General features: G+C 66.0%; 24 protein-coding genes and 2 tRNA genes. 12 read left to right on the forward strand and 14 right to left on the reverse strand.

The window, feature by feature from the left end; translation table 11 throughout:
- Window positions 1–6: 6 nt before the first annotated feature.
- Window positions 7–1,914: a glycoside hydrolase family 13 protein gene (locus J2T21_RS00065; RefSeq protein WP_307577221.1), complete on the forward strand. Its 1,908-nt coding sequence runs from the start codon at window positions 7–9 to the stop codon at window positions 1,912–1,914.
- Here the strand turns inward: J2T21_RS00065 and J2T21_RS00070 are convergent.
- The 5 genes from J2T21_RS00070 to J2T21_RS00090 all read right to left on the reverse strand — a co-directional run bounded on the left by J2T21_RS00070 (window position 1,911) and on the right by J2T21_RS00090 (window position 7,232).
- Window positions 1,911–2,120, reverse strand: coding sequence for a hypothetical protein (locus J2T21_RS00070; RefSeq protein WP_307577223.1), 210 nt, complete (start codon window positions 2,118–2,120; stop codon window positions 1,911–1,913). The genes J2T21_RS00065 and J2T21_RS00070 overlap by 4 nt on opposite strands.
- A 47-nt stretch (window positions 2,121–2,167) precedes the next feature.
- On the reverse strand, window positions 2,168–3,499 hold the full coding sequence (locus J2T21_RS00075) for a DUF4032 domain-containing protein (protein ID WP_307577226.1): 1,332 nt from the start codon (window positions 3,497–3,499) through the stop codon (window positions 2,168–2,170).
- Between the two features lie 132 nt (window positions 3,500–3,631).
- Window positions 3,632–4,756 carry an ABC transporter ATP-binding protein gene (locus J2T21_RS00080; protein WP_307577228.1) on the reverse strand — a complete coding sequence of 375 codons (1,125 nt, stop codon included), beginning with the start codon at window positions 4,754–4,756 and terminating at the stop codon, window positions 3,632–3,634.
- 56 nt (window positions 4,757–4,812) lie between these two features.
- On the reverse strand, window positions 4,813–5,595 hold the full coding sequence (gene otsB / locus J2T21_RS00085) for a trehalose-phosphatase (protein ID WP_307577230.1): 783 nt from the start codon (window positions 5,593–5,595) through the stop codon (window positions 4,813–4,815).
- A gap of 161 nt (window positions 5,596–5,756) precedes the next feature.
- Complete coding sequence (locus J2T21_RS00090; RefSeq protein ID WP_307577232.1) at window positions 5,757–7,232, reverse strand: alpha,alpha-trehalose-phosphate synthase (UDP-forming); 1,476 nt, start codon at window positions 7,230–7,232, stop codon at window positions 5,757–5,759.
- Window positions 7,233–7,385: 153 nt separating this feature from the next.
- Between J2T21_RS00090 and J2T21_RS00095 the strand changes: the two genes are divergently transcribed.
- Together J2T21_RS00095 and J2T21_RS00100 are read left to right on the forward strand one after the other, a co-directional pair.
- Complete coding sequence (locus J2T21_RS00095) at window positions 7,386–8,249, forward strand: DsbA family protein (RefSeq protein WP_307577235.1); 864 nt, start codon at window positions 7,386–7,388, stop codon at window positions 8,247–8,249.
- Window positions 8,250–8,416: 167 nt separating this feature from the next.
- Window positions 8,417–8,493, forward strand: a tRNA-Thr gene (locus J2T21_RS00100).
- Between the two features lie 132 nt (window positions 8,494–8,625).
- Here J2T21_RS00100 and J2T21_RS00105 read toward each other — a convergent pair.
- The 3 genes from J2T21_RS00105 to J2T21_RS00115 all read right to left on the reverse strand — a co-directional run bounded on the left by J2T21_RS00105 (window position 8,626) and on the right by J2T21_RS00115 (window position 10,243).
- Window positions 8,626–8,928 carry a hypothetical protein gene (locus J2T21_RS00105; protein WP_307577237.1) on the reverse strand — a complete coding sequence of 101 codons (303 nt, stop codon included), beginning with the start codon at window positions 8,926–8,928 and terminating at the stop codon, window positions 8,626–8,628.
- 164 nt (window positions 8,929–9,092) lie between these two features.
- Window positions 9,093–9,218, reverse strand: a complete 126-nt coding sequence (locus J2T21_RS00110; RefSeq protein WP_307577238.1) for a hypothetical protein — start codon at window positions 9,216–9,218, stop codon at window positions 9,093–9,095.
- Window positions 9,219–9,334: 116 nt separating this feature from the next.
- The gene (locus tag J2T21_RS00115) at window positions 9,335–10,243 is read right to left on the reverse strand and encodes a dihydrodipicolinate synthase family protein (RefSeq protein ID WP_307577240.1); all 909 of its coding nucleotides are present in this window, start codon (window positions 10,241–10,243) and stop codon (window positions 9,335–9,337) included.
- Between the two features lie 73 nt (window positions 10,244–10,316).
- Here J2T21_RS00115 and J2T21_RS00120 point away from each other — a divergent pair, with 73 nt between their 5' ends.
- Window positions 10,317–10,862: an RDD family protein gene (locus J2T21_RS00120; RefSeq protein ID WP_307577242.1), complete on the forward strand. Its 546-nt coding sequence runs from the start codon at window positions 10,317–10,319 to the stop codon at window positions 10,860–10,862.
- A 9-nt stretch (window positions 10,863–10,871) separates the two neighbouring features.
- Here the strand turns inward: J2T21_RS00120 and J2T21_RS00125 are convergent, their stop codons facing one another.
- Window positions 10,872–11,915 (reverse strand): LacI family DNA-binding transcriptional regulator, encoded by a 1,044-nt coding sequence (locus tag J2T21_RS00125; protein WP_307577244.1) that lies wholly within the window; start codon window positions 11,913–11,915, stop codon window positions 10,872–10,874.
- A 194-nt stretch (window positions 11,916–12,109) separates the two neighbouring features.
- On the opposite strand from J2T21_RS00125, the gene uriH reads away from it, so the two are divergent.
- The 3 genes from uriH to J2T21_RS00140 are packed head-to-tail and all read left to right on the forward strand — an operon-like array spanning window position 12,110 to window position 15,480.
- The gene (gene uriH, locus J2T21_RS00130; RefSeq protein WP_307577246.1) at window positions 12,110–13,090 is read left to right on the forward strand and encodes a uridine-preferring nucleoside hydrolase UriH; all 981 of its coding nucleotides are present in this window, start codon (window positions 12,110–12,112) and stop codon (window positions 13,088–13,090) included.
- A complete protein-coding gene (gene uriT / locus J2T21_RS00135; RefSeq protein ID WP_307577248.1) occupies window positions 13,087–14,508 on the forward strand; it encodes a uridine transporter UriT in 1,422 nt (473 codons plus the stop codon). The genes uriH and uriT overlap by 4 nt, the downstream gene beginning before the upstream one ends.
- A complete protein-coding gene (locus J2T21_RS00140; protein ID WP_307577251.1) occupies window positions 14,509–15,480 on the forward strand; it encodes a ribokinase in 972 nt (323 codons plus the stop codon). It begins immediately after the preceding gene.
- 129 nt (window positions 15,481–15,609) lie between these two features.
- Here the strand turns inward: J2T21_RS00140 and J2T21_RS00145 are convergent, their stop codons facing one another.
- Together J2T21_RS00145 and J2T21_RS00150 are read right to left on the reverse strand one after the other, a co-directional pair.
- Window positions 15,610–16,041 (reverse strand): hypothetical protein, encoded by a 432-nt coding sequence (locus J2T21_RS00145; protein ID WP_307577253.1) that lies wholly within the window; start codon window positions 16,039–16,041, stop codon window positions 15,610–15,612.
- A 27-nt stretch (window positions 16,042–16,068) separates the two neighbouring features.
- The gene (locus tag J2T21_RS00150) at window positions 16,069–16,686 is read right to left on the reverse strand and encodes a hypothetical protein (RefSeq protein WP_307577256.1); all 618 of its coding nucleotides are present in this window, start codon (window positions 16,684–16,686) and stop codon (window positions 16,069–16,071) included.
- Between the two features lie 147 nt (window positions 16,687–16,833).
- Here J2T21_RS00150 and J2T21_RS00155 point away from each other — a divergent pair, with 147 nt between their 5' ends.
- From J2T21_RS00155 to J2T21_RS00165, 3 genes are all read left to right on the forward strand, one after another.
- Complete coding sequence (locus tag J2T21_RS00155; protein ID WP_307577258.1) at window positions 16,834–18,114, forward strand: glycosyltransferase; 1,281 nt, start codon at window positions 16,834–16,836, stop codon at window positions 18,112–18,114.
- Between the two features lie 589 nt (window positions 18,115–18,703).
- On the forward strand, window positions 18,704–18,844 hold the full coding sequence (locus tag J2T21_RS00160) for a hypothetical protein (protein ID WP_307577259.1): 141 nt from the start codon (window positions 18,704–18,706) through the stop codon (window positions 18,842–18,844).
- Between the two features lie 237 nt (window positions 18,845–19,081).
- Entirely contained in the window at window positions 19,082–19,639 is a 558-nt protein-coding gene (locus J2T21_RS00165; RefSeq protein WP_307577260.1) for a GNAT family N-acetyltransferase, read from the forward strand.
- Between the two features lie 39 nt (window positions 19,640–19,678).
- On the opposite strand, the gene J2T21_RS00170 is transcribed toward J2T21_RS00165, so the two are convergent.
- Window positions 19,679–20,413, reverse strand: a complete 735-nt coding sequence (locus J2T21_RS00170; RefSeq protein ID WP_307577261.1) for a transglutaminase-like domain-containing protein — start codon at window positions 20,411–20,413, stop codon at window positions 19,679–19,681.
- Window positions 20,414–20,734: 321 nt separating this feature from the next.
- Between J2T21_RS00170 and J2T21_RS00175 the strand changes: the two genes are divergently transcribed.
- Complete coding sequence (locus J2T21_RS00175) at window positions 20,735–22,261, forward strand: acetyl-CoA hydrolase/transferase family protein (protein ID WP_307577262.1); 1,527 nt, start codon at window positions 20,735–20,737, stop codon at window positions 22,259–22,261.
- A 31-nt stretch (window positions 22,262–22,292) separates the two neighbouring features.
- Here J2T21_RS00175 and J2T21_RS00180 read toward each other — a convergent pair whose 3' ends face one another.
- On the reverse strand, window positions 22,293–22,877 hold the full coding sequence (locus tag J2T21_RS00180; protein ID WP_307577263.1) for a GNAT family N-acetyltransferase: 585 nt from the start codon (window positions 22,875–22,877) through the stop codon (window positions 22,293–22,295).
- A gap of 474 nt (window positions 22,878–23,351) precedes the next feature.
- Here J2T21_RS00180 and J2T21_RS00185 point away from each other — a divergent pair.
- Window positions 23,352–23,428: transfer RNA gene (locus J2T21_RS00185), tRNA-Val, on the forward strand.
- A gap of 81 nt (window positions 23,429–23,509) precedes the next feature.
- On the opposite strand, the gene J2T21_RS00190 is transcribed toward J2T21_RS00185, so the two are convergent.
- The gene (locus J2T21_RS00190; RefSeq protein ID WP_307577264.1) at window positions 23,510–24,568 is read right to left on the reverse strand and encodes an LLM class flavin-dependent oxidoreductase; all 1,059 of its coding nucleotides are present in this window, start codon (window positions 24,566–24,568) and stop codon (window positions 23,510–23,512) included.
- Window positions 24,569–24,626 lie beyond the last annotated feature (58 nt).

Here is a 24,626-nt window from a genome sequence, read left to right on the forward strand (position 1 = left end):
CGCACCATGCACGGCGACCGGATGCACGGGATCGATGCAGACCTGGCCCTGCAGCCGCACCACGACGGATCACCGGCCTACGTGTTGGGTCCCGCAGCACCTCGCCTGGGCGGGGTGCCGCGGGTGCGGCTCCGGGTTCCCGCGGGTGCCGGGGCGCCGGCGGCCGTGTGGCTGCGCAGCCTGCGCGACGGCGAACCGCACCTGGAACCGGCCAGCGAGGCCGGCGGCGATGGCACCCACTGCTTCTTCGAGGCCCCGCTGCCGCTGGTGAACCCGGTGCAGCGCTACCGCTGGTACCTCCAATACACGAACGCTGCGGGGGAGGCGGGTTACCGATGGTTCAACGCAGCCGGGCTGCACCGGCGCGATGTCCCCGATGCCTTTGACTTCCGGATCCACACCGGATCCCCGACCCCGGACTGGATCAAGTCATCGGTCATGTACCAGGTGTTCCCCGACAGGTTCGCGAACTCGGGCGCCGTCAAGCCCCGGGCCGGATGGATGGTGTCCTGCGACTGGGACACCGCGGTCCAGGGCACCGGGGAAGAGGCCAGCCGCCAGTTCTACGGCGGGGACCTTCCCGGCATCCAGGCGCACCTTGGGCACCTGGTGGACCTGGGCGCCACCATCCTCTACCTGACACCCATCTTCCCGGCAGCCTCCAACCACCGCTACGACGCCTCCTCGTTCGACGAGGTCGATCCGCTGCTCGGCGGGGACGCTGCGCTGGTCTCCCTGGTCGCGGCGGCCCATGCCCGCGGCCTGCGCGTGGTCGGGGACCTGACCACCAACCACACCGGGGCGGGGCACCACTGGTTCGTTGACGCGTACCGGAACCCCGGGGCGTCCACGGGGCAGTACTACTACTTCAACGCGGAGCACACCGAGTACGAGGCCTGGCTGGGCGTGCCCTCGCTGCCGAAGCTGAACTGGAATTCCGCGGCCCTGCGCGAGCGCTTCATCCTGGCCGAAGACTCGGTGGCCGTGCGCTGGCTGAAGGCCCCGTTCAACCTTGATGGTTGGCGCATCGACGTGGGCAACATGACCGGGCGGCGCGGGAGCGATGACCTGAACCACGAGGTCGCCCGGATGCTGCGCCAACGCATCGAGGAAGTGAAGCCCGGGGCCATGCTGCTGGCCGAATCGACCTCCGACGCCGCCCCCGACGTGCCCGGCGACGGCTGGCAGGGCGTGGTGAGCTACAGCAATTTCACCCGCCCGTTGTGGCAATGGCTGGCCAAGGAGGAAGCGCCGGAACAAAACGGATGGTTCTTCGGGCTGCCGCAGCCGGGACCGGCGCGCATCGACGCGGCCGACTTCGTGGCGACCCATCGGGAAATGTCTGCCGGCTTCAGTTGGGAGGTGCGGCTTGCCAACGCCAACGCCCTGGACACCCACGACACGGCTCGGGCCGCCAGCCACATGATCGCCGGCGGGCAGCAGATCGCCGCGTGCGTGCAATTCGCCTTCCCGGGGATCCCGCTGGTCTTTGCCGGGGACGAGTTCGGGCTTCACGGGTTCAACGGTGAGGATTCGCGCACCCCGATGCCCTGGGACGCACCCGAAAAGTGGGGCAAGGACCTGCGTCCGCTCTACGCCGATCTGGCCGCCCTGCGCGCCGGCCACCGCGCGCTGATTGACGGTTCGTTGCGTTGGATTGCCGCGGAAGGGAACCTGCTGGTCTGGGTTCGTGAACACTCCACCGGCTCGGTGCTCTGCGTGGGGGCCCGCGGTGCGGTCGCGGAAACCAACCTGGGCAACGCGGTCCAACTGGCCGGTGAACCGGGAAGCGCACTGCTGGCGCTCGGCAACGCCGTGGACGTGACAGTGGATGAAACCGGGGAGGTCATCGTCAAGGCCAGCGGTCCAGGGGTTTCATTTCACCTGGCCAAGGAAGCGGATGCATGGAGCTAACGGGTGGACGCCGAATCCCGGAAGCGAACCAAGCCACGCTCGGTCGTTGGGCTTCCCGCGGCGAACACCAGGATCGCGACGAAGATCGGCAGGAATCCACTGAATCCGTCATTATCCGGAAGCCGGGGATGCAACAGAGCAAAGACCGCCACCGGATAGGCGGGCAGAATTATGTTGACAAAGCATCTGGTGGGAATATCACCCATATCTTGATTGTCCGGTCGCCGGAAACCAGCCCAACGATTCAGGCCGGCTATGCGCCCGTTGACTGCTCGTCCGGGCCCAATACCAGCCGGGCCTCGTCCCTGCGGTGGCGCAGCACCGCTTCCACGTAGGATGCAACGGCCTCCTCCATGGGCACGTTGGAACCGCGGGCCTCGGAAATGTACCACCGGTGCTCAAGGACCTCGTGCACGATCTGCGCCGGTTCCAGCTTGCCGTGGAACTCGCGGGGGATCGCGCCGGTGATCCGGTCAAAGACATCGGTGACCCAATGGGCCGCAGTGAGCTCCTCATCCAGGTCAGGGTGCTTCTTGGCCCGGTAGGCATCCATGTCGTTGAGCAGCCTGCGGGCCTGGCCCTCCTCCACATCCAACCCGGTGAGCCGCAAGAGCCGGCGGGTGTGGTGCCCGGCGTCTACGACCTTGGGCTGGATGACCAGCTGGCCGCCGTCGGGCGAGGTCTTGAGGCTGATTTCCTCCACGTCGAAGCCCAATTCGTTGAGCCGGCGAATGCGCTCGTCTACCCTCCAGCGTTCGGACAGGTCGAAGGATTCCTTGTCGTTCAGCTCGGCCCAGAGTCCGCGGTAGGAATGCAGGATGTCCTCGCTGGTGGCCACCGGATCCACGGTGTCCTCGATCAACCCGGCCTCCATGAGGTCCATGAGTTCACCGGCAATGTTGACCCGGGCGATTTCCAGGTCGTACTCGCGCTGCCCCGAGGACAGCTCCGGGTACAGCTCGCCGGTTTCGGCGTCCACCAGGTATGCGGCGAAAGAACCGGCGTCGCGGCGGAAGAGAGTGTTGGACAGGGACACGTCACCCCAGTAGAAGCCGATCAGGTGCAGGCGGACCAGCAGCAGCGCCTGCGCATCGATGAGCCGGGTGAGGGTGTCGCGACGCAGCTTCTGCGAGAACAGGGCGCGGTAGGGCAGGGAGTACCTCAGGTGCCGGGTGACCAGCACCGGATCCAGGTCGTTGCCCTCGGTGTCCTTGCGCCCGGTGATCACCGCGACCGGTTCCACGCAGGGGGCAGACAGCCGGCGCAGCTTGCGCAGCATGTGGTACTCGTGCCGGGCCACGTGTTCGCCGGTTTCCTTGATGGCAATGACCGCTCCGCCCATCATGGCGAAGCGCACCACATGCCGGGAGATGCCGCGCGGCAGCGGGGCGAGGGTGTCGGCCGGCCAGTCCTCCAGCGGGAGCTGCCACGGCAAATCCAGCAGGCCGGGGTCGGCGGTGGCCGCGGTGATCGATAGCGAGCCGGACACAGCCGGGGTCGAGGCCGGGGAAGTCTCGCGCGGCAGCTTGCCGGACTGGGCATGGTTGGTGGGTTCGTCGTGCCAATTGGCGGTGTGGCGAATCATGGCGTGGATGCCGTTTCTTGCTGCGGTGGGGAGGGGGAAATGATGGATATGCAAAGGCGGCCGTACCCAGCGCTGGCTGAATACGGCCGCCATTGGCCTATGTCGCAAGACCCACGACGACAGGCAAGCGGCCTAGACCTCGCTGGCCACCTGTGCGTGTGTCCCGCTGTTGGCCGGCTCGGCCAGGCGTTCGCCGGAGGCGGTGTCGAAGAGGTGGACGTGTCCGACCTTCGGCAGCACGTGGATGGTTTCACCCTTGAACGGGGGCTTGCGGCCGTCGACGCGCACGACCATCTGGTATTCGGTGCCGCCCACGAAGGTGTGTCCGTAGACGTAGGCGTCGGCGCCGAGTTCCTCAACGACGTCGACCTCGACCGAGAGGCCTTCGTCAGCACCGACCTGGTCCAGGTCTTCGGGACGCACGCCCAGGGTCACCGAGTTGCCGGTTGCGGCCTGCAGCGTTGCCGAAGCCACCGGGTAGATGGTGCCGCCGAAGGCGACACCGCCGTCGGCCACCGGAAGTTCCAGCAGGTTCATGGCAGGAGAGCCGATGAAGCCGGCGACGAAGACGTTCTGCGGCGTGTCGTAGAGTTCGCGCGGGGTGCCGACCTGCTGCAGCAGGCCGTCCTTGAGAACTGCCACGCGGTCGCCCATGGTCAGTGCCTCGACCTGGTCGTGGGTCACATATACCGTGGTGACGCCCAGGCGGCGGGTCAGCGACGCGATCTGCGTGCGGGTCTGCACACGGAGCTTGGCATCGAGGTTCGACAGTGGCTCATCCATGAGGAAGACCTGCGGGCTGCGCACGATGGCCCGGCCCATGGCAACACGCTGGCGCTGGCCGCCGGAGAGAGCCTTCGGCTTGCGGTCCAGGTAGTCCTCGAGGTCAAGAAGCTTTGCCGCTTCCTGCACGCGGCGTGCGCGCTCTTCCTTGTCGATGCCCGCGATCTTCAGGGCAAAGCCCATGTTGTCGCCCACGGTCATGTGCGGGTAGAGCGCGTAGTTCTGGAAGACCATGGCGATGTCGCGATCCTTGGGCGGAACGTTGGTGACATCGCGGTCGCCAATGAGGATGCGTCCGGAGTTGATGTCTTCCAGGCCGGCGAGCATGCGCAGGGTCGTGGACTTTCCGCAGCCGGAGGGTCCGACAAGAACCAGGAATTCGCCGTCGGCGATCTCCAGGGAAATCTTGTCAACGCTGGGCTTGGTGGCACCCGGGTAGATTCGGGTGGCTTGGTCAAAAGTTACTGATGCCATGGGGCAGCAATCCTTTCACGGGCAGGTACGTGCCCGACGATCCGTAGTGAATGGAATCACAAGCTTCTCATATCAAGGATGGATTCCAAAAGGGCAGGCAATTCCCCGGGCCCATTAAGACGGAATTGTGCCCTGGATTTCCCCGACCCGATTTTTACCCCGATATCCCCGGGCCGCAATGCGGCAAAGGCGTCCTCGTCCGTGATGTCGTCCCCGGCAAAGAGCACCGTGGAGGCGTCGGCGACCTCGCGCAGCCAGTTCAGGCCGTCGCCCTTGGTGCCCACCAGCACACTGGCCTCCAGCACGGCCTTGCCGTCCAGCGCCTGCAGGTTCTCGATACCGTCAAGCTGATCATGGGCGGAGCGCAGCGCCGCGGTGGCAACCTCGGGTGCGGCCTGCCGCACGTGCAGGACGATCGAGGCGGGCTTGTATTCAAGGGTGGTGCCCGGATTGGCTGCGCTGATGGCTTCCAGGATCCCGGTGGCCTTGGCCAGGGCAGCGGTCTGCGAGCCGCTGAGATCGATGTTTTCGTCCTCGGCTCCGAAGATTTCCGGTGCCCAGCGTTCGGTGCCGTGGCTGCCAACCAACAAGGTTTGTTCGGGCGGTCTGCCCACGGCACGCAGCGAGGCCAGGTCGCGGCCGGAGATCAGCGCGGTGACGGTGTTCTCCAGGGTGGCCAGCCTGGCCAGGGCCTCGGAGGCGGCAGGCAACGGACGCGCGTCCTCGGGACGGTCGACCAAGGGTGCCAAGGTTCCGTCGAAATCCAGGGCAATGAGCAGGATCGGGGTGTCGACCAGGGATTCGATGGCATCGGCGAGGTCGGGAGTGATGGGACCCATAGTTAACCAGCTGATCCTTTCAGGCAGTTGAAGCGGGCATGGAACGAACACCCGGGCCGGGGCAGGTTTCCCGGCTTGGCCCATGGCAATGGGTGCAAATGCAATGCGCGGGTGCTACGGGAAGAATTCCCGCTCTGCACCCGCGCAAGACATCTTCAAGCCTAGACCAGCGTGTCCACCGGCAGCGGCAACGCCAGCGAAGAGAGGAACGTCTGGGACCAGCGGGCCACGTCGTGGTCGCGCAGGTGCCGGCGCATGCGGCGCATCCGACGCGCCGAGTCCTGGGGATCCATGAGCAGGGCGCGCATGATCCCGGACTTCATGCCGTCGATATCGTGCGGGTTCACCAATACGGACTGGGTCAGCTGGTCCGCAGCTCCGGTGAATTCGGAGAGCACCAGCATGCCGGTGTCATCGGTGTGGGCCGCCACGAACTCCTTGGCCACCAGGTTCATGCCGTCTCGCAGCGAGGTCACGAGCATGATGTCGGCGGCCAGGTACAGGGCAATCATTTCGCGCATCGGGTACGAATGGTGCAGGTAGCGGATGGCCGTGTGCTCCATGGTGTCGTGCTCGCCGTTGAGGTTGCCGACCATGAGCTCGACCTGGTCCTTGAGCTGTTGGTAGCGCTCGACATTCTCGCGGCTGGGGCTGGCAACCTGCACTAGGCAAGCCTCGCCGACCGTGATGTCCCCGTCGGCCAACAGCTCGCCGTAGGCCTTGAGCCGGTGGCGGATGCCCTTGGTGTAATCGAGCCGGTCCACGCCCAGCAGGATGGTCTTCGGGTTGCCCAGTTCCTGGCGGATCTGCTTTGCCCGGGCGATGATCTCCGGATCGTGCGCGAGCTCCGCGACCTGCTGGGTGTCGATGGAGATCGGGTGCGCCTCGGCGCGGCAGATGTTGGGGCTGGAGCCACTGGCTTCGGGCGATGCCGGCGGGATCGCCAGCGAGCCCTTGACCGTGCGGTCCGTGTAGCGGCGCATGCAGCGCAGGAAGTTGCTGGCATCGGCGGTGCGTTGGAAACCCACGACATCGGCGCCGGCCAGCCCTTCGAGGATCTGCTTGCGCCAGGGCAGCTGGGAGAAAATCCCGGGGGACGGGAAGGGAATGTGGTTGAAGAAGCCGATGCGCAAGTCCGGGCGTGCCTCGCGCAGGAGCTTGGGCACGAGCTGCAGCTGGTAGTCCTGCACCCAGACCGTTGCGCCTTGGGCGGCAATCCTTGCCGTGGCGTCGGCGAAGCGCTTGTTGACCTTCTTGTAGTTGTCCCACCAGGTCCGGTGGAATTCTGGCGGCACGATCACGTCGTGATAGAGCGGCCAGAGGGTCGAGTTCGAGAATCCCTCGTAGTAGAGTTCCAGGTCCTCCTCGTCCAGCGGGACGGGGATGAGGTGGATCCGGTCGTTTTCGAATGGCTCGAGCTCCTCGTCGGTGGCTCCGTGCCAGCCGACCCAGGCGCCGTCCGATTCCTGCATGACCGGGGCAATGGCCGTTACCAGGCCTCCGGGGGAGCGTCGCCACGACAGCTCGCCGTCGTCGCCCTCTACCCGGTCCACTGGAAGTCGATTGGCCACCACGATGAAGTCGTAGCTTTGTTTCTCGCTACCGGATTCATATTCGGCCTTCTGATCCGTTTGCATGTTGACCCTCCGTTCTAATACTCAAGATTGATCTTGAGCTTAGGGTAACTACGTGATGTAAGCGACACGGCGGCGCTAAGCTACGCGACCCCCGTACCCTAAACTGGTTTGGTCGGGGGAGTACCATTCCAATTTTAAAGGACGTTTTGACCTATGGCATCGAATAGCCAGCGGCCGAGCAAGGCCGAGCGGACCGCAAGCGCGCGCGAGCAGGCACAGAAAATGCACGCGGCACAAGAAGCTGCTGACAAGCGCAAATCCCTGTTTATCAAGTTGGGCGTCCTGGTTGCGGTGCTTGCCGTGGTTGCGTTGGTCGTGGCCCTCGTCCTGCAGAAGAACTCGGGCACTGTTGCCGACACGGGTGCAGTGCCAAAGGGCGGCAACGCGGCCGGCGGTATTACGCTAACCTCCGACAAGACCCTTGCCGACACTTCGGGGCTCACCGTCGACATCAACAAGGTGGGCACGGCCCCGGCCGAAGGTGCGACGCCGACTCCGCGGGAATACAAGGCAGCGCCCAAGGGTGATCCGATCAACCTGCTGCTCTACGTCGATGTCAACTGCGTGCACTGCGCCGACTTTGAGACCGAGTACGCCGACCAGATCAGCACCTGGCTTGCCGCCGGCGACGTAACGGTTGAGTACCGGACCGTGGCCTTCCTGGATGGGGCATCGCCGACGAACTACTCCTCGCGCGGTGCCAATGCACTGGCCTGCGTGGCCGATGCGGCTCCGGCCTCGTACCTTCCGTTCTCCAAGGCGGTGTTTGCGCACTACCCCGAGGGTGAAATGAAGAACAAGCAGCTGATCCAGCTGGCCAAGGACAACGGCGCCGATGTTGCCAGCTGCATCAATGACGGAACCTTCCGCCCGTTCGCGAAGTTCACCGACGCGGCAGCCCGCGTCGATGCCATTGGCGGCACTCCGAGCGTGTTCGTCCAGGACAAGCCGTGGGACCCGAACGCCGAGCCCGACTTCGCTGCCGTCGTCGACGCAGCAATCAAGGCGAACAAGTAGCACCGTGGTTCCAGCATGAAGTTGGGTGGTTCGCGGTGTGCCGGTGAACCACCCGACTGATGGAGCCGGGGCCAGCGATCGTCACGCTGCCGGTTTCATCCTGCCGATGAATGTCGGTTACGCTAGTTCCTGCACTTGGGTCGTATTCACACGGACCCGGGCAGCACGCCTCCTTAGCTCAGTTGGCCAGAGCATCGCTCTTGTAAAGCGAGGGTCGCCGGTTCGAATCCGGCAGGGGGCTCCACACCGCAGGCCCTACTTCCTTTCACCTAAAGGGAGGTAGGGCTTTCTGAGTGTCCTTTGCAATATGAAGATGGCCTACCTTTTCCTTGTGCATCGAATTGCGGCCCAGAAGGCCCTTTTCGAAATTGCATGGTCAACTCAGATGGTTGATTGTGAGCACGGTGGACGTGGTTCGAAGCGTTGGGATGCCGTCGCGGCGAAGATCCAGGACAAAAACAGCTGGCTGGCCCACCGCTAACTGGTGGACAGCCAGTACCGTGATTGCCTCGGTGTCGCGGCGCAAGGGATTGGTCTCGGCACCATCCATGGACGGATGCACCGGAAGCTCCCCGGGCCTGCGGGTCAGGGTCGGCCCCTCGGGCCCGATCACCAAGTCGTAGACGCTGCCAGTCGCTGTCGTGATGCGGTATGTACCTGAAGACATTTCGGCGGCCATACAGCGATTATTCCACGGTCGATCGCACACCGGGGATGGATGCAACAGGTTGTGGACAATCTTGGCGGGTCCCCGTCGTACCTAGTGATCGCAGGGTTTTCCACCCAGAAGTCGGTGGGTCATCCCGAATTGGAAGAGCGATTTTCTGCCGTGCACGTACTCGGTTACTGCGCCAGGTAGAGGGCGGTGACCGCGGCGAGGGCCCACGCCGGTGCTGCCAGCCGAAGCCGGAACACCTTCTTGTCGGCCAGCACGCCGTTGGTTGGTGTAGTTCCGGATTCCCCGGTCATCACATTCCGCTCTTTTCCGGCGCCTCTCGGAACGGTTGCCGGTCATAGTTGTTGTATCTGTCATTGTGGCAAGGAGCCAGAGCCAAGCCGGGCCAGGACGCGGTTTTCCCGGTGGCCTACCCGAGGATCTTCATTTCTGCCAAGGCCCTTGCCACTGCAGCCCGCCCGTTGCCATCCAGTCCCCGGACCGGGGCGGGAAGGTTCCCCGCGGAGACCAAGCCAAGGTCTTCGGCCACGGCGGAGGCGACCCGGTAGCTTCCGTACCGGACCATGAGCTGCCACAAGGGTTCCATTTCCCTGGACAGGGAACGCGCCAATTCCGCATCTCCGGCCGTTGCCGCACGGGTGATCGCCAAGCACTGCCCGGGCAGGATGCCGGCCATGACGCTATACCAGGCATGGCAACCGGCAAGAAGTCCGGCCGCGGCGGCACCATCGCCGCTGACGCCGAGGGTGACATGCCCGGGAAGCCGGGACCGAAGCGAGGCGACGCGTTGAGCCGCTTCCGCCGGATCGGCCGGCACCGGGGGGATCTTGATCGACGCAACGCCGGGCAGTTCCGCAATCCGCGCGTGCAGCTCGTCGCCGAAGACCACGCGCGTGGTCGTCGGGTTGTCATATACGACCAGCGGCACCGAGAGGTTTGCCGTGACATCCTCGTATAGCCCGAAGACCTCGTCATCGGTCAGGGGCTGGTAGCTCATCGGGGCCAGCAGGATGGCGGATGCCCCGCGATCCTGGGCATCTTCGACGTGGCGCAGCACCTCGCGCGTGCGCAAGGCGCCCACGCCGGCGAGCACCGGGACGCTTCCGGCGCCGGCCACGGCCAGTTCCACGGCGCGGGCCCGTTCGGTCCGGTCCAGGTAGGCGTAGCTGCCGGTCGAGCCGAGGACACAGACGGAATCGACGCCCGCGGCTGCTACCCGTTCAACGAGACGTACGAAGGCGGGCTCGTCAATGCCGTCATCGGTGAGCGGGGTCAGCGGAAAGGCACTGAGACCGGTGAACATCGTCGATGTCTTCATGAATACCGAGGATATAGCAGTTCTTTCCGGAAATGCCGTTGGCACCGGGGTCTGCGCCCGTTAGGCTGGGCGGATGAGCGAGCGGACGCGGCGCTTGGCCGCCCTGGGACTGGACTACCTGGTCATCCTGGCATGGATGATCGTCCTGGGCCTGGTCACCGCGATCATTTTCCTGACCCGCGGCGAGCTGCCCGACACGCTGGGCATGTTCGGTCCGATCGGCAGCGAAATCCTGTATTTCCTGCTGCTGACCTTCGTGGTCGGCGTCTACCTCTACCGGACCGAGTCCGGCCCGCACCGCAGCACCTGGGGCAAGCGCCGGATGGGCCTGGAGGTCCTCGGAAATGACGGCTCGGTGCCGAAGCGGACGAAGATCCTGCTGCGCACCATCGTGAAGCTCCTGCCGTGGGAGACCGCCCACTTTTTCATCTGGCAGTTGATGGGCGTCGTCTACCGAGACGGCGCCGAAGCAGATCCCCGGGCCTGGATCTATGTGGGGATGAATGCGGCGACGGCGGCAGCCATCGTCTACATCGTGATGGTGCTGGCCACCGGGCGCGGTCCGCACGATCTGGCCGCCGGCACCAGGGTCCGCTTGCGTGCGGTGCCCGCTTCCTGAAGTCCCGGGTCAGGTCCCGAGCGTGGAACCGCGCACCATGAGCGTGCTCTCGAGGGTGACCTGCTGCGTTTGGAGTTCCTCGCCGTCAATCAGCCGCAGCAGCTGCTCGGCGGCCCTCCGGCCCAACAGCTCGCCGGGCAGGTTCACGCTGGTCAGGGACGGGGAGCTGGTTCTCGAGTAGGGCAGGTCGTCGAAGCCTGTCACGGCGAGTTCGCCGGGGATCGAGATCCCCGCGGCACGCGCCTCCTGCAGGATTCCGTAGGCGTGGGTATCGGTGGCGCAGACGACCGCGGTGACCCCTGCTTTCTTCCAGCGGGGCCAGGCCGCGGCAAACGCATCTGCGGCCAGCCCCACGTTGATGGTGGTGGCGGCCAGTGCGCCGGCGGGGATTTCCATGCCGAGTTCGGCGGCGGTTTCAAGGAATGCCGTGCGGCGCAGCTCGAAGGTGGCGGTGCCGGTGGTGCCGTCGAGGTACGCGACCTTCCGGTGGCCGGCCGCGGCCAGGTGCCCGGCCACCAGTCGCGCGCCGTGGGCGACATCGAGGTTCACCGCCGGGACCTCCGGGCCGAAGCCGGGGGCGTCGAGCAGCACCAGCGGGCCGGGGGCCGAAAGCTCCTCAAGGAACGAGAGTTCGGGAGCGTCGACCAGCAGGCCGGCCGGGCGCAGGCCCAGTAGCCGGCGGGTGTCATCGGCGCTGGGCAGCTGGCCGGCATCGGTGACGGAGAGCAGCAACTGGTACTTGGAACCCAGCGCGGAGCGCACCCCGGCAATGACCGTGGCAAAGAACGGGTTGGAGATGTCAGGCGCCACCATGATCACGGTGTTGCTCACGCCCCTGGCCAGCGAGCTTCCGATGCCGTCCACCACGTAGCCCAGCGCGCGGATGGCCTCGCGGACCTTGGCCTCGTTGGTGGTCGAGACCCGGCCACTGGCCTTGCCATTGGCCACCAGGGACACCGTCGCGGTGGAAACTCCCGCCCGCTCGGCCACCATGGCGGCCGTGACCCGTCGTCGGCTCGGTGGGGTGGGCCGCGGCTTTTGGGTCGAATGCATGGCTTTTATCTTAGTCGAGGACCGGGCTCCGTGACCCGCTTGGGGTCAAGCGTTTGACTAGGGTATTCCCGGGCGACTAGTTAAGCGTTTGACGTGCGGGTGGCAAAGGTGCCAGAATTCCGGTGAAACAGCATTTCCTGTCCACGGCCGCAAAACCGCGGGCAGGAGTATCCCCGAAGATGTGGAGAACGACAATGGGTGCACCCATCGCTACAACCGAGCCGCGGAAGATCATCCTGGACTGCGATCCGGGACATGACGACGCCGTTGCCATCCTGCTGGCGCACGGCAGCCCCGCCATCGAGCTGCTTGCAGTCACCACCGTGGTCGGCAACCAGACCCTGGCCAAGGTCACCAAGAACGCCCTGTCGGTGGGAACCATCGCCGGCATCACCGGCGTTCCCTTCGCCGCGGGCTGCGACCGCCCGCTGGTGCGCACCATCGAAAACGCCCCCGACATCCACGGCGAATCCGGCATGGACGGACCCGTGCAGCCCGAGTCCGCGATCGAGCTGGATCCACGCCACGCTGTCGACCTGATCATCGACACCATCATGGCCCACGAACCGGGCACCGTCACCCTGGTCCCCACCGGCGGGCTGACCAACATCGCGATGGCCGCCCGCAAGGAGCCGCGCATCGTCGAGCGCGTGAAGGAAGTCGTCCTCATGGGCGGCGGCTACCACGTCGGCAACTGGAGCGCCGTGGCCGAATTCAACATCATCATCGACCCCGAGGCCGCACACATCGTCTTCAACGAGAAGTGGCCGGTCGTCATGGTCGGGCTCGACCTGACGCACCAGGCGCTGGCCACCGACGAGGTTGTCGCGCAGATCGAGGCAGTGGGCACAGGCCCGGCCAGGTTCGTGCGCGAACTCATGGACTTCTTCAAGGCGACCTACAAGGACGCCCAGGGCTTCGACTTCCCGCCGGTCCACGACCCCTGCGCCGTGGCCTACGTGATCGACCCGACCATTGTCACCACCCGCAAGGTGCCGGTGAACATCGAACTGCAGGGCACCTTGACCCTGGGCATGACGGTGGCAGACTTCCGCGCCCCGGCCCCGGCCGACTGCCACACCTCCGTGGCCGTGGACCTTGACCACGAGCGTTTCTGGAACCTGGTGACCGATGCGCTGGTGCGCATCGGCGAAGTCGAGCTCGCCGCCGTATGAGCACGCTGACCGAAAAAGCCACCGGCACCCGCGGCGGCGCCGCGGCGTTGACCGCCGCCCTGCTCACCGCCTGCGTGGCGTTCCAGCTCAATGCCTCGATGCTCAGCCCCGCGCTGGTCACCATGGGCGAGGAACTGGGCACCGACCAGGCCGCCATCGGCCTGTCGCAGACCTGGTTCTTCACCACCGCGGCCCTGTTCTCGCTGTTCCTGCCCCGGCTTTCGGACGTCGTGGGCCGCAGGCGCATCCTGGTCATCATGATGCTGCTGACCGCCGTCGGCTCCGTCGTCGCGGCGCTGGCCCCGAACATCGGCTGGCTCTTCGCCGGACGCATCATCCAGGGAATCTCCGGGCCCACGGTCCCGCTGGCCCTGCTGATGCTGCGCAGTGCCGTGCCCAACCCGCGCCGCTACGGCACCCTCATGGGCCTGATTCTCGCCGTCAACGGCGGGGTCGCCGGCGTCGATTCCTTCCTCGGCGGCTACCTGGCCGAGAACCACGGCTTCCGCTCGATCTTCTGGTTCATGGTCGTCCTGGCGGTGCTTGCCGCCGCAGCGGTGGCACTGCTGACCCGCGAGTCCAAGCCGCAGGCCGGCACCAAGATGGACTGGCTCGGGGTGTTCTTCATCGTGGTGGCCGTCGGCGCGCTGCTCACGGCCCTGAACGAGGCCGCCAAGCTGGTCTCGGGCTTCGACCCGGCCACCGTCATCCTGTCGCTGGTCCTGCTGGCCGTGTCCGCCGCGGCGTTCTACGGCTTCTGGTCCACCGAGAAGCGCGTGGCCGAGCCCATGGTGCAGCTCGAGCACCTGCGCCAGCGCGCCACCTGGGCCCCGCTGCTGACCACCGTGCTGACCATGACCGGCATCTTCGCGGTCATCAACGGCATCGTCCCGGCCTACGTGCAGGCAGCCGGCCCCGGCTTCGGCGTCGGCCCCACACAGACCGCGCTGCTGATCCTGACCCCGTACGCGCTGCTGGGCTGGATCTTCGGACCCGTCAGCGGACGCCTGGCCCCGGTCTGGGGCTATACCTTGGTGCTGCGCATCGGCATGCTCGGCTCCGTGGCCGCGCTGCTGGTCATCGTGTTCTTCGGCATGGATTCACTGCCCCTGATGGTTGCCGGCACCGCGCTGCTGGGCATCATGTACGCCGGAACCGCCAACATCATGCTCAACGGCCTGGGCGTGGTGCTCTCGCCCAAGGGCAACCCCGGCTTCCTGCCGGGCATGAACGCCGGTGCCTTCAACCTGGGCGCCGGGCTGAGCTTCCTTGTGCTTCCGGCAGTGCTTGTGGGAACCTCGTCCCTGGGCGACCGCGCTTCCTACGTCACCGTGGTGGTGGTCGGCCTGCTCATCACCGTGGCCGCCTTCGCCGCCTCGTTGCTGATCCCCAAGCCCGTCGACGCAGAGGTGAAGTAGTTGGATACCCAAGCCCCGGACCACCAGCCCGGCAAGATCGTGGTGGTCGGCTCGCTGAACGCGGACCTGACCATCTACACCGAACGCCTGCCGGAGCCGGGGGAGACCCTGCATGGTGAGGGCTTCACGGTGAACCCCGGCGGCAAGAGCGCCAACCAGGCCGTTGCCGCCGGCAAGCTCGGGGCCGACGTCGCCCTGGTGGGTGCCGTGGGCCGGGACGCCAATGGCACCATGCTGCTCGAATCCTGCACTGAGGCCGGCGTGGACATGTCGCACGTGCGCCGGGTGCCGGGCGTGGAGACCGGTGTCGCGGTGGTGACCGTGGACTCCTCCGCGGAGAACACCATCGTGATTTCCGCCGGCGCCAACGGGACCCTGTCCCCGGAAGACGTCGCGGCCGCCGGCTCCGCCTTCGAGGGCGCCGCGGTGCTGTGCCTGTGCCTGGAGGTGGGACTGGACACCGTCGAGGCCGCGGCCCAGGCCGGAGCGGACGCCGGGGCCACGGTGCTGCTGAACCTCTCCCCGTACGCACCCATCAGCCCAGGCCTTGCGGCCCTTTCCGACGTCCTGCTGGTCAACGCGCACGAGGCCTCCCAGTTCCTGGACGGGGAGCAAATCCCTGGGCCCGAGGCCGAGGCCTCGGCCTGGGCACCGGTATTGGAGCACCTGGTGGCCCGCGGTCTGCCCAGCGCCGTGGTGACCCTCGGTGCCGAAGGTTCGGTGGTGCTGGATTCCAGGGCGGAAGCCGGGGCACGCATCGTGCGGATCGCCCCGACCCGCGTGGACGCGGTGGACACCACCGGTGCCGGCGATGCCTTCACCGGCGGGCTGGCCGCACGACTGGCCGCCGGCGTCCCGCTGGCCGAGGCCGCCGCCTTCGCCTCGGTGGGCGCCGCGCTGGCGGCCACCAAGAAGGGCACGCAGGCCGCCTACCCGGCTGCCGCCGAGGTGTTTGCCAAGCTCAACGCCTAGCCTGTTCCCGGCCCGATTGCCCGGCCCGTTCCCGATCCCCCGGGAGCGGGCCGGGCAAAAACCATGCGCCAGGTCCCTCCCGGTCCCTTCCCCGGGAGGGCCCTGGCGCTTGTGCGTTGCGGCAGGGGCTCAGTCCAGGACCATTGTCCTGGCGTCAGGGCCATCCGAGTAGTGCAGGGCCAGGGTGACCGGGCGCCGGGTGACGGATTCGGGCACTTCCAGCTCGTGCGTGGTCGGCGCCATGTCGGCGGTGCACGGACCGGACCCGCCGGAAGACTCCACGCGCAGCTCGATAGCGTCGGAACCCCTCGCATCCATCCGCGTCACCACCGCCGGGCAGGACGAACTGCCCCACGTGACCAGCGCTAAGCGGGATCCGGCCTGGAGCCAGAAGGCGGCCGGTTCGCCGAGTTCCAGGTTCTCGAGCTGGGCCTGGGTCAGTGAACCAGGAAACTCGGGAGCGGTGCGCTCCGCCACGCTCACCGGCGCCGCGCAGCCGGCCAGCAACAGGGCAACCAGCATGACGGAAACTATCCCGGGTCCGCGTAGTGCCTTCTTCATGGGGGTTCCACCTTTCACTGAGCCTGCTCAGCGCAGCGGCACCGCCGCGCCTTCCAGGGTGATGGTGCCGCGCCCGCGCACGCCCTTGAAGCCGTATTCGCCCCAGCGTACCGACTGCGACTGCTGATGGTCCACGGCGTTCCAGTCCCAGCCGAGTACCGCGGGGGAGTCATGGCCGCATTGCGGCGGATAGGACTCCATGACGGTCATGCAGTACACCGGACCGCTTCCGTTATCCAGCACCATGCCGGCGAACGCCCGCTCGGGCGCGGGCGAAAGCGCGATGAGCAGCGCGAGGACCGCAAGCACCAGCGCCACCGGCGTCATCACGTAGCGCTCCGGCTTGGACCGGGAGATCGCATTCATCGCCACCCCAAGGGCCAGGTAGGCGAACACGACCCAGATGCCGACCCGGGAGAACCCGGCGGGGAACAACTCGATGGCACCCGCCCGGTCCAGGGCGAGCAACGCGATGAACCCGTAGACCAGCACGGAGAACACCGAAGCGATCCGGAGGGGAAGCGGCAGCGAATCCGGATGCCGCCCGCCCCACGCAAACCGGCCCCACGGGGCACCAAACGCCAGTGCCAGCTGGAAGAGTGCCAGCAGTGCGAGCACTGCGGTGAATCCGACGGCGGTCCTCATGCACCGAAGCCTACTCGGCTCCGGCACTTGGGGATATCGCGAGGCAGCCTTCCGAAGTCCACGGGAGTGTGAACCACGCCCGGAACCGGGAAAAACGGGTACAGGCACGGATGTTGCACGCCGTACCCGCGGCGTACCGTGGCTGCCATGAGCGATCCAACAGCAGGGTCCCGGGGCGCAGGACCAACGCCGGAAGCGACCCGCCGGACCTATCTCTTCGCACTCAAGGACGCCGGCGGCACCGTTCCGCCGGAACTCGGCGTCGCCCGGCGGCTGGCCCGCCGCGGGCATGAGGTCGTGGTGCTCGCCGACGATTCCATGGAAGACCAGGCGGCTGCTGCCGGGGCCTTGTTCCGTTCCTGGACCGATGGCCACACCGGAGAGGTCCGTGACTGGGCGCTGCACAGCCCGATGGCCCTGGCCCGCGACATGTTCGAAAACATGATCGGGCACCCGGCCCCGCAGCAGGCCAGTGACACCGCGGAGGCCATCGACGAGGTGCGGCCGGACCTGGTGCTGGCCTCGTTCTTCGCCTTCGGCGCCATGGTGGGGGCCGAAGCCCGCGGGGTTCCCTTTGACGTGCTGATGTCCAACACCTACCCGCTGCCTGCCAAGGGCATGCCGCAGGTCGGCACCGGCTTCACCCCTGCGAAGGGGCCGCTGGGTGCACTGCGCGACCGCGTGACGTCCTTCGGCGGCGCCAGGCTGGCCGACAGGTTCGCGCTTGCCCCGTTGAACGAGCTGCGTGCCGCTCACGGGCTGGCCCCGGTGGCCAACACGTGGGCCCAGGTGCATCGTGCCAGGCGCCAGCTGATCCTCACCTCCTCGGCCTTTGACTTCCCCGCCGAGCTTCCGGCCAACGCCCGCTACGTGGGACCGATCCTCGATGACCCGGACTGGACCTCCAACGCCCCGTGGGCCCCGCCCGCAGGCGAGGAGCCGCTGGTCCTGGTGGCCATGTCCTCGACGTTCCAGAACCACGTGCAATGCATGCAACGCATCGTGGACGCGCTCGGGAGCCTGCCGGTGCGCGGGCTGGTGACCACCGGCCCCGCAGTCGACCCCGGACAGATCCATGCGCCGGCCAACGTGGCGGTGGTTGCCGCCGCACCCCACCACCAGGCCATGGCTCGGGCCAGCCTGGTCATCACCCATGGAGGGCACGGCACCGTGGTCAAGGCGCTGGCGGCGGGGGTGCCGCTGGTCATCCTGCATCACGGCCGCGACCAGTCCGGAAACGCCATCCGCGTCACCTCGCGGGGCGCCGGTGTCGCAGTGTCCCGCCGTGCCTCGGCCGGCACCATCGCCCGGGCCATCACCACGGTCTCGGGAAACGACGACTACCGCCTCCGTGCCCGGCGGCTCGGTATGGCCATCGCCCGCGATGCGGCCGACGAGTCGCTTCTGCTCGAGGAATTGGAATGGTGAATGCCTTTGGCCGGCCGGATGATTATGTCGCGTTCAACTGACCATCGATTTGTCTATTTAGTACAAATATGCGATAATTAAAGACCTCCTCAAGGGTTGCTAGAAGAGCGTGAGCCGTCGAATTGATTCGCACAGCCGCTCAAAATCCCATGCGGACCCAGGGGAGGTTTGGACGGTGGTCCCGGGATGCATTGGTCAAGGCCGGATGCAGCGCTGATGGCAATGCCAACTTATCCCGAGCTCCGCAAACGGCCGCCTGGATCGGGTAACCCCGGGGGTGTGCCGTGCGATTCGATGAGGCAAGCCTGCCGGAATTCATTGCCGGCACGTTTCGCTCGCGCATCGATGCGGGTCATCGAGGGCGCGCAGCGGCCAGGCAAGTTGCAGGCTTGGCCACATGACGAGGACTGTCCGAAACGCAGGAACGCCCCTCCAATGGTGTCGGGGCATGCAACAGAAACAAAGCAAGAAACGGAACGGGCCCAGGGCTTGACGCCTCCCGGCGACGAGCCCGGCACTTCCGGCGGTTGATAAGAGAAGGGGCAAGAGCCCGTCAAATCGCCGCACTGTCATGAAAGGACGAATCATAATGACACCAGGTCATGAAGCACTCATCATTACGGCCTTCACGATGATCGGACTACTGAGCGTACTGACCTTTTCGATGGTCGCTCGTTACCGCAAGGCGCACAACGAGCATGAAGAACCGGGCGCCGAGCAGGCCGCATAGGTTTGTGCTTGGCCCGGGAATGAACGGCCCGGGCCAATGCACGGTACAAACGGGTGTGTCCGCCACTGGATTGGCGGACACACCCGTTTTGTGTTGGGCCGGTCGTAGGTCCCGGCGGGATGCTCTTGAAGTGCTTGACCAGCTAGTGCTAGCTTGGCGGCGTGAGCTGAATCTGCAGGACTACCGCCAGCACGATCAATACTCGATCCACGCCATCCAACGATAGGCCCTGCCGTTATGTTCAAAATCCGTGAATACCTGCCGGCAGACGAACGCGGCTGGCTCGAATGCCGGCTGCTCAGCTTCCTGGACAGCAACTACTTCGACGACGTCCGCACCGACCGCAGCGACATCGAGGCCCCGAACCTGAGTCTGCTGGCGGAGGACGACGGCACAATCGTGGGCCTGCTCGACATCGAACTGGACGGAGATGCGGCAACCATTGATTCGATCGCAGTGCATCCAAGTGCCCGGCAGCAGGGGATTGCGTCGGCATTGCTGGCCGAGGCCCTGTCCCGCCTGCCCTTCGGCACCAAGACCCTGGATGCCTGGACCCGGGAAGATGTTGCGGCAAACGGCTGGTACCAGCGCAACGGCTTTGAAGAGGCCTACCGATACCTGCACGTGTACAAGGGATACAAGGATCCGAATGACGCGTTCCAAAGCCCGGAGGGGTTGTCCCGGCCGGTGCTGGCCTTCATGCATGCGGACATCCAGGACGAGGCAAGCATGCGCCGGGCCTTCAAACGGGTATATGTGTGCAGGCAATACGTGCGGCGGCTCGGACCTGCCTGATTCTTGTCCCGGCCAATGGCCGTGGGAATGGCCGGAAATCTAGCCCCTGGCCGCCCATCGGCCGAAAACGGGTTCGAGGACCACGCGGAGGATGCCCGGCAGGTTCTGGCCGTAACGGGCAAAGACCGCGTCCCGGTCCGCGAACCTGCCCAGCGACCGATCGATCTGGGCCAGCTCGGCAGGCATGCAGGAGCCCTCGGCGCAGCCGCTTGCCACCCAATGGGCGGAGCCGGTGGCGATGGCATCGAAAAGGGTCTCGGCTCCCTGGTTTGCGAAAGCCGGGGCCGGGTTCTTGGCATCCGCCACGAAGAGGTCCGAGAGGTTTAGCCACCCGGAATCGAGCCTGAAATCCGGCCAGACGATCAGGATGTGTTGGGGAACCGCACGGCGCAAATACCTGAACCGCGGATGCCAAAACGATCCATGGATCAGCAGGGCCTCCGAGCGGGTGGCGATTCCGGCCCCTCGAGCCAAGGCCTCCAGAAGGGCGATGCGCTGCGAACACGAACCCCGTCCCTTGGCCAAGGTGACGGAGGCCGGCTGGGTTTCGTTGAGCGAATACACGGGGCGGATCCGCTGCTGGATCCACCGGTGGGCCTCGCGCAGGAACTCCAGGTCACTGCCGGTGCCTGCCCGCAGCCTCGCGGCAGTCTCCAGCAACACCGGGTCGCCGCCGTCCAGGATGGGCGTGAAGTGGGTCGTGCCGACCGCCGGACTTCCGCAGAAGGCGTCTGCACGGCGCAACCGGGCTGTCGTGGTCAGGGGGCAGGTCATGGGACCGAGTCTGCCACGCCAACCGGTCAGGAATCGAGCAACAGCGCCAGACCACCGGATCCGACAAACACCCAACCGGCAACCACCAGCATTCCGATGGCGGACATGGTCCAGATCATTTTCTGCTTCTCGGTCATCCCGCAATGCTATCCGGCGACCGGCTTTCACCTGCCGGTCACCGCAAAATCGGGTCGGCTCACCGAGCGTTGGAACCGTTGGCGCCATGCGGGGACAAATCGGACCAAATGTGATGCAGTCAAGGGATAAAGTGGCGCAGATGACACGAAGCTGGTGTGTCGCAACTCCTCGGAAAGGGCAGCCATGCACGATCGGATCCACTACTCCAAGTTCCTTGACCTCCGCATGTCGGCCGAGCAAACCGCAGACCTGGTGAAGCCGGGCATGACGGTGGCGATGAGCGGGTTCACCGGTGCCGGGTACCCGAAGGCCGTCCCGGGCGCGCTCGCCACGCTCATGGAAAAGGAACAGGCCGCGGGGAACCCGTTCAAGATCAACGTGCTGACCGGCGCCTCCACCGCCCCGGAGCTTGACGGGGTGCTGGCCCGCGCCGGCGGCATGGAGCTGCGCCTGCCCTACATGTCGGATCCTGAGCTGCGTCGTCGCATCAACGACGGCGAGATGGAATACATGGATATACACCTCTCCCACGTGGCCCAGCACGCATGGTTCGGTTTCTACGGAAAGATCGACCTGGCCATCATCGAGGTTGTCGGCGTGACCGAGGACGGGCGGCTGATCCCCTCGACGTCCGTGGGGAACAACAAGACCTGGCTGGACATGGCCGACAAGGTCATCATCGAGGTCAACACCCAGCAGTCCGCCGCCTTGGAGGGAATGCACGACATCTATTACGGCACCGCGCTGCCCCCGCACCGCAAGCCGATCGAGATGACCACCGCCGACCAGCGGATCGGCGAGCCATACCTGCGGGTGGACCCGGCCAAGATCGTCGCCGTGGTGGAAACCGACGCCCCGGACCGGATGAGCCCCTTCGCCCCGGTCGATGAGACCTCGAAGCAGATCGCCGACCACCTGTTGGACTTCCTTGACCACGAGATCCGCGCCGGACGCCTGACCGACAAGCTGCTGCCGCTTCAGTCGGGTGTCGGCAACATCGCCAACGCAGTGCTCGCCGGGCTGGCCCGCGGCGGCTACAAGGGCCTGCAGGCCTACACCGAGGTCATCCAGGACGGCATGCTGTCCCTGCTCAAGGACGAGACGATCGGTTTCGCCTCGGCGACCTCCTTCTCGCTGTCTTCCGAGGGGATCGAGGAGTTCAACCGGCACGTCGACTTCTACCGCGAACGCATCCTGCTGCGCCCGCAGGAGATCTCCAACCACCCGGAGCTCGTGCGCCGGCTGGGCTGCATCGCCCTGAACGGCATGATCGAGGCGGACATCTACGGCAACGTGAACTCCACCCACGTCGTGGGCTCCCACGTCATGAACGGCATCGGTGGCTCGGGCGACTTCGCGCGCAACGGCTACCTCTCGGTGTTCATGTCGCCCTCGGTGGCCAAGGGCGGGAAGATCTCCGGGATCGTGCCGATGGCCAGCCACGTGGACCACACCGAGCACGACACCATGATCCTGATTACCGAGCGCGGCCTGGCCGACATGCGCGGGCTCTCGCCCAAGCAGCGCGCCCAGGTGGTCATCGACAAGTGCGCCCACCCGGAGTACCGCCCGATGCTGCAGGACTACTTCGACCGCGCCAAGGTTTCCAGCTACGGCAAGCACACCCCGCACCTTTTGGGGGAGTCGCTGTCCTGGCACCAGCGCTACATCGACACCGGCGACATGCGCCCCGGGGCCGCACGGGCATAGTCCCTTTCCATTGCCATCCGCCCGCTATTTCCTACGCGGGAACGGCGTTGTCCTGGCCCGGCCCGAGGGACAGTGGCCGCTGCGGGGACGCAGCGTGCGGCAGGACGGTGTTGGGCTGGGCCGGGACCAGCGGGTTCAGGCCCATGCCCGTGCGGTACCATGACGATTCGGTGGACACCCAGATGGTCATGGGCAGCCCGGTGACGTAGCCGGTGTACTCGCGTTCCGGCGTCCACCGGGCGGAGCGCTCGTAGTAGCCCCACGAGGCCTGGTTGCGGTTGTCGATGACGGTGATCGGGGTGCCGCCCATGGACAGGGCATAGGTCAGCCGGGCTTCGGCCATGTACTGGCGGATGCCCAGCCGGCGGTAGGCGGGGTGCACGAACATGCCGCCGAGCTCCATGGGGCTGGGCACCATGGTCGGTGCGGTCACTGAGGTGTGCACGATCCCAACACCCACCCGCGTGCCCTCGTGCAGCGCGGTGGCCACGAACCTTGCATGGTCCATGCGTTCGTGCCAGCGGGCATCGGGATTCAGGGTGAGTGCGGACAGGGCATCACGTTCGGTGCCGGTGGGCGCGCAATAGGACAGGGAATACTCAATGACGGGAAGCACTGGGAGCGGTCCTCTAGGAAAAATAGAGCGAACAAAAGAAGTGGTTCCCGGAATTACGCCGGGCCGGTTCTTTGGCCGGCAGGGGACCGCTGCCGGCGGCTCCCGGCAGCTTCCTTGTAGGGCCCAGTTTGGGCGTCGAAGAATTCGACAGTGAAATTATTACCCGCCGGAAGCCCCGTTGTAAACACGGCTTTCGAGCGACTCGCCGGGCACCCGGAAACGTCCCTCGCGCGGAACCGGGGCCGGGGCCAAAATAGCCCGGAATACCGCGGTTTTTTGCGACGTCGCGGGGGTGTGGATTCACCAACAATTAACCTTTGGGTTTCATGCCCGGGCGTGGCCGCAAACAAGGGTGCGGCGGGCGCCGGTTCCGGGGCCAGTGTGAAGCCCGGTCAAGGGATCTGTGCATTCGATTTGGTGTGTGCCGCAGTGCTCGGCTAATCTTGCTAGGTACTCCTTCGGGAGTTGCGTGACGGTTCTTTAGCTCAGTTGGTTAGAGCGCTCGCTTCACACGCGAGAGGTCAGCAGTTCGAGTCTGCTAAGAACCACCAAACGAAAAGAGCCCCGGGTTCCGGGGCTCTTTTCGTTAATCGGGCCTGCTTGCCGCCGAAGTCACTGCCGTCGGGGCGCGGCTACTTGTCGCTGAGCATTTCCAGGACCAACGGCTTGACCTTGGTGCCGAGCAGCTCGATGCTTCGCATCATGGTCTCGTGCGGCAGCGAGCCGGCCGAATACTTGATGTCGACGCGCGAGAGTCCCAGCCCCTGCGCGAAGCGGGCGATCTTCCCGGCCACCGTCTCGGGGCTGCCGGCAAGCATCGATCCATCGGGTCCTGTGGATGCCTCGAAGCGCATGCGGCTTGCCGGCGGCCAGCCGCGCTCGGCACCCAACCGGTCCATGGTGGTCTTGTAGTGCGGCCACAACAGGTCCATGGCTTCCTTGTCGGTGTCGGCGACCAGACCGTGGAAGTGCGCGCCGATCTTCTGCGGCTGGTGGCCGAACTCCTCCAGCGAGCGCTTGTAGAGCCGGGTCAGCGGCTCGAAGGCCATGGGCTGTCCGCCGATGATGGCCAGAAACAGCGGCAGTCCGTGCTTGGCCGCCCGCACCACCGACTCGGGGCTTCCGCCCACACCCACCCAGGCATCCAGCGTGCCCCGCTCGATGGGCGGGTAGACCGCCTGGTTGCGCAGTGCCGAGCGGGTCTGGCCGGACCAGCTGACCGGTTCGCCCTTGCGCAGCTTTGCGAACAGGGCGAGCTTCTCCTCGAAGAGCAGCTCGTAGTCGGTGAGCTCGTAGCCGAAGAGCGGGAAGGACTCGATGAAGGAGCCGCGTCCCAGGATGGCTTCGGCCCGGCCGTTGGACAGGCCGTCGAGGGTGGCGAAACGTTCGTAGACGCGCACCGGGTCATCCGAGCTCAACACCGTCACCGCGGTGCCGAGGCGGATCTTCTCGGTCACCGAGGCGATGGCTCCCAGCACCACCTCTGGTGCCGAGATCGAGTAGTCGTCGCGGTGGTGTTCGCCCACCCCGAAGAAGTCGAGCCCTGCGGCTTCGGCGGCCCGGGCCTCGGCGACCACGTTGCGCAACACCTGTGCCGCGTGCAGCGGCACGCCGTTGGCGTCGACGGTGATGTCGCCGAAGGTCTCGATCCCGATCTCAAGTGGCTGAACGTTGCCAGTGGAAATACTCATGGTCTCCCGTGTTTCTTCCGACAGAATTTATATGCGTTTGCATTCAAAGTAGCTCAAC

This window comes from Paeniglutamicibacter psychrophenolicus (genome assembly GCF_030812255.1).
Classification (GTDB): domain Bacteria; phylum Actinomycetota; class Actinomycetes; order Actinomycetales; family Micrococcaceae; genus Paeniglutamicibacter; species Paeniglutamicibacter psychrophenolicus_A.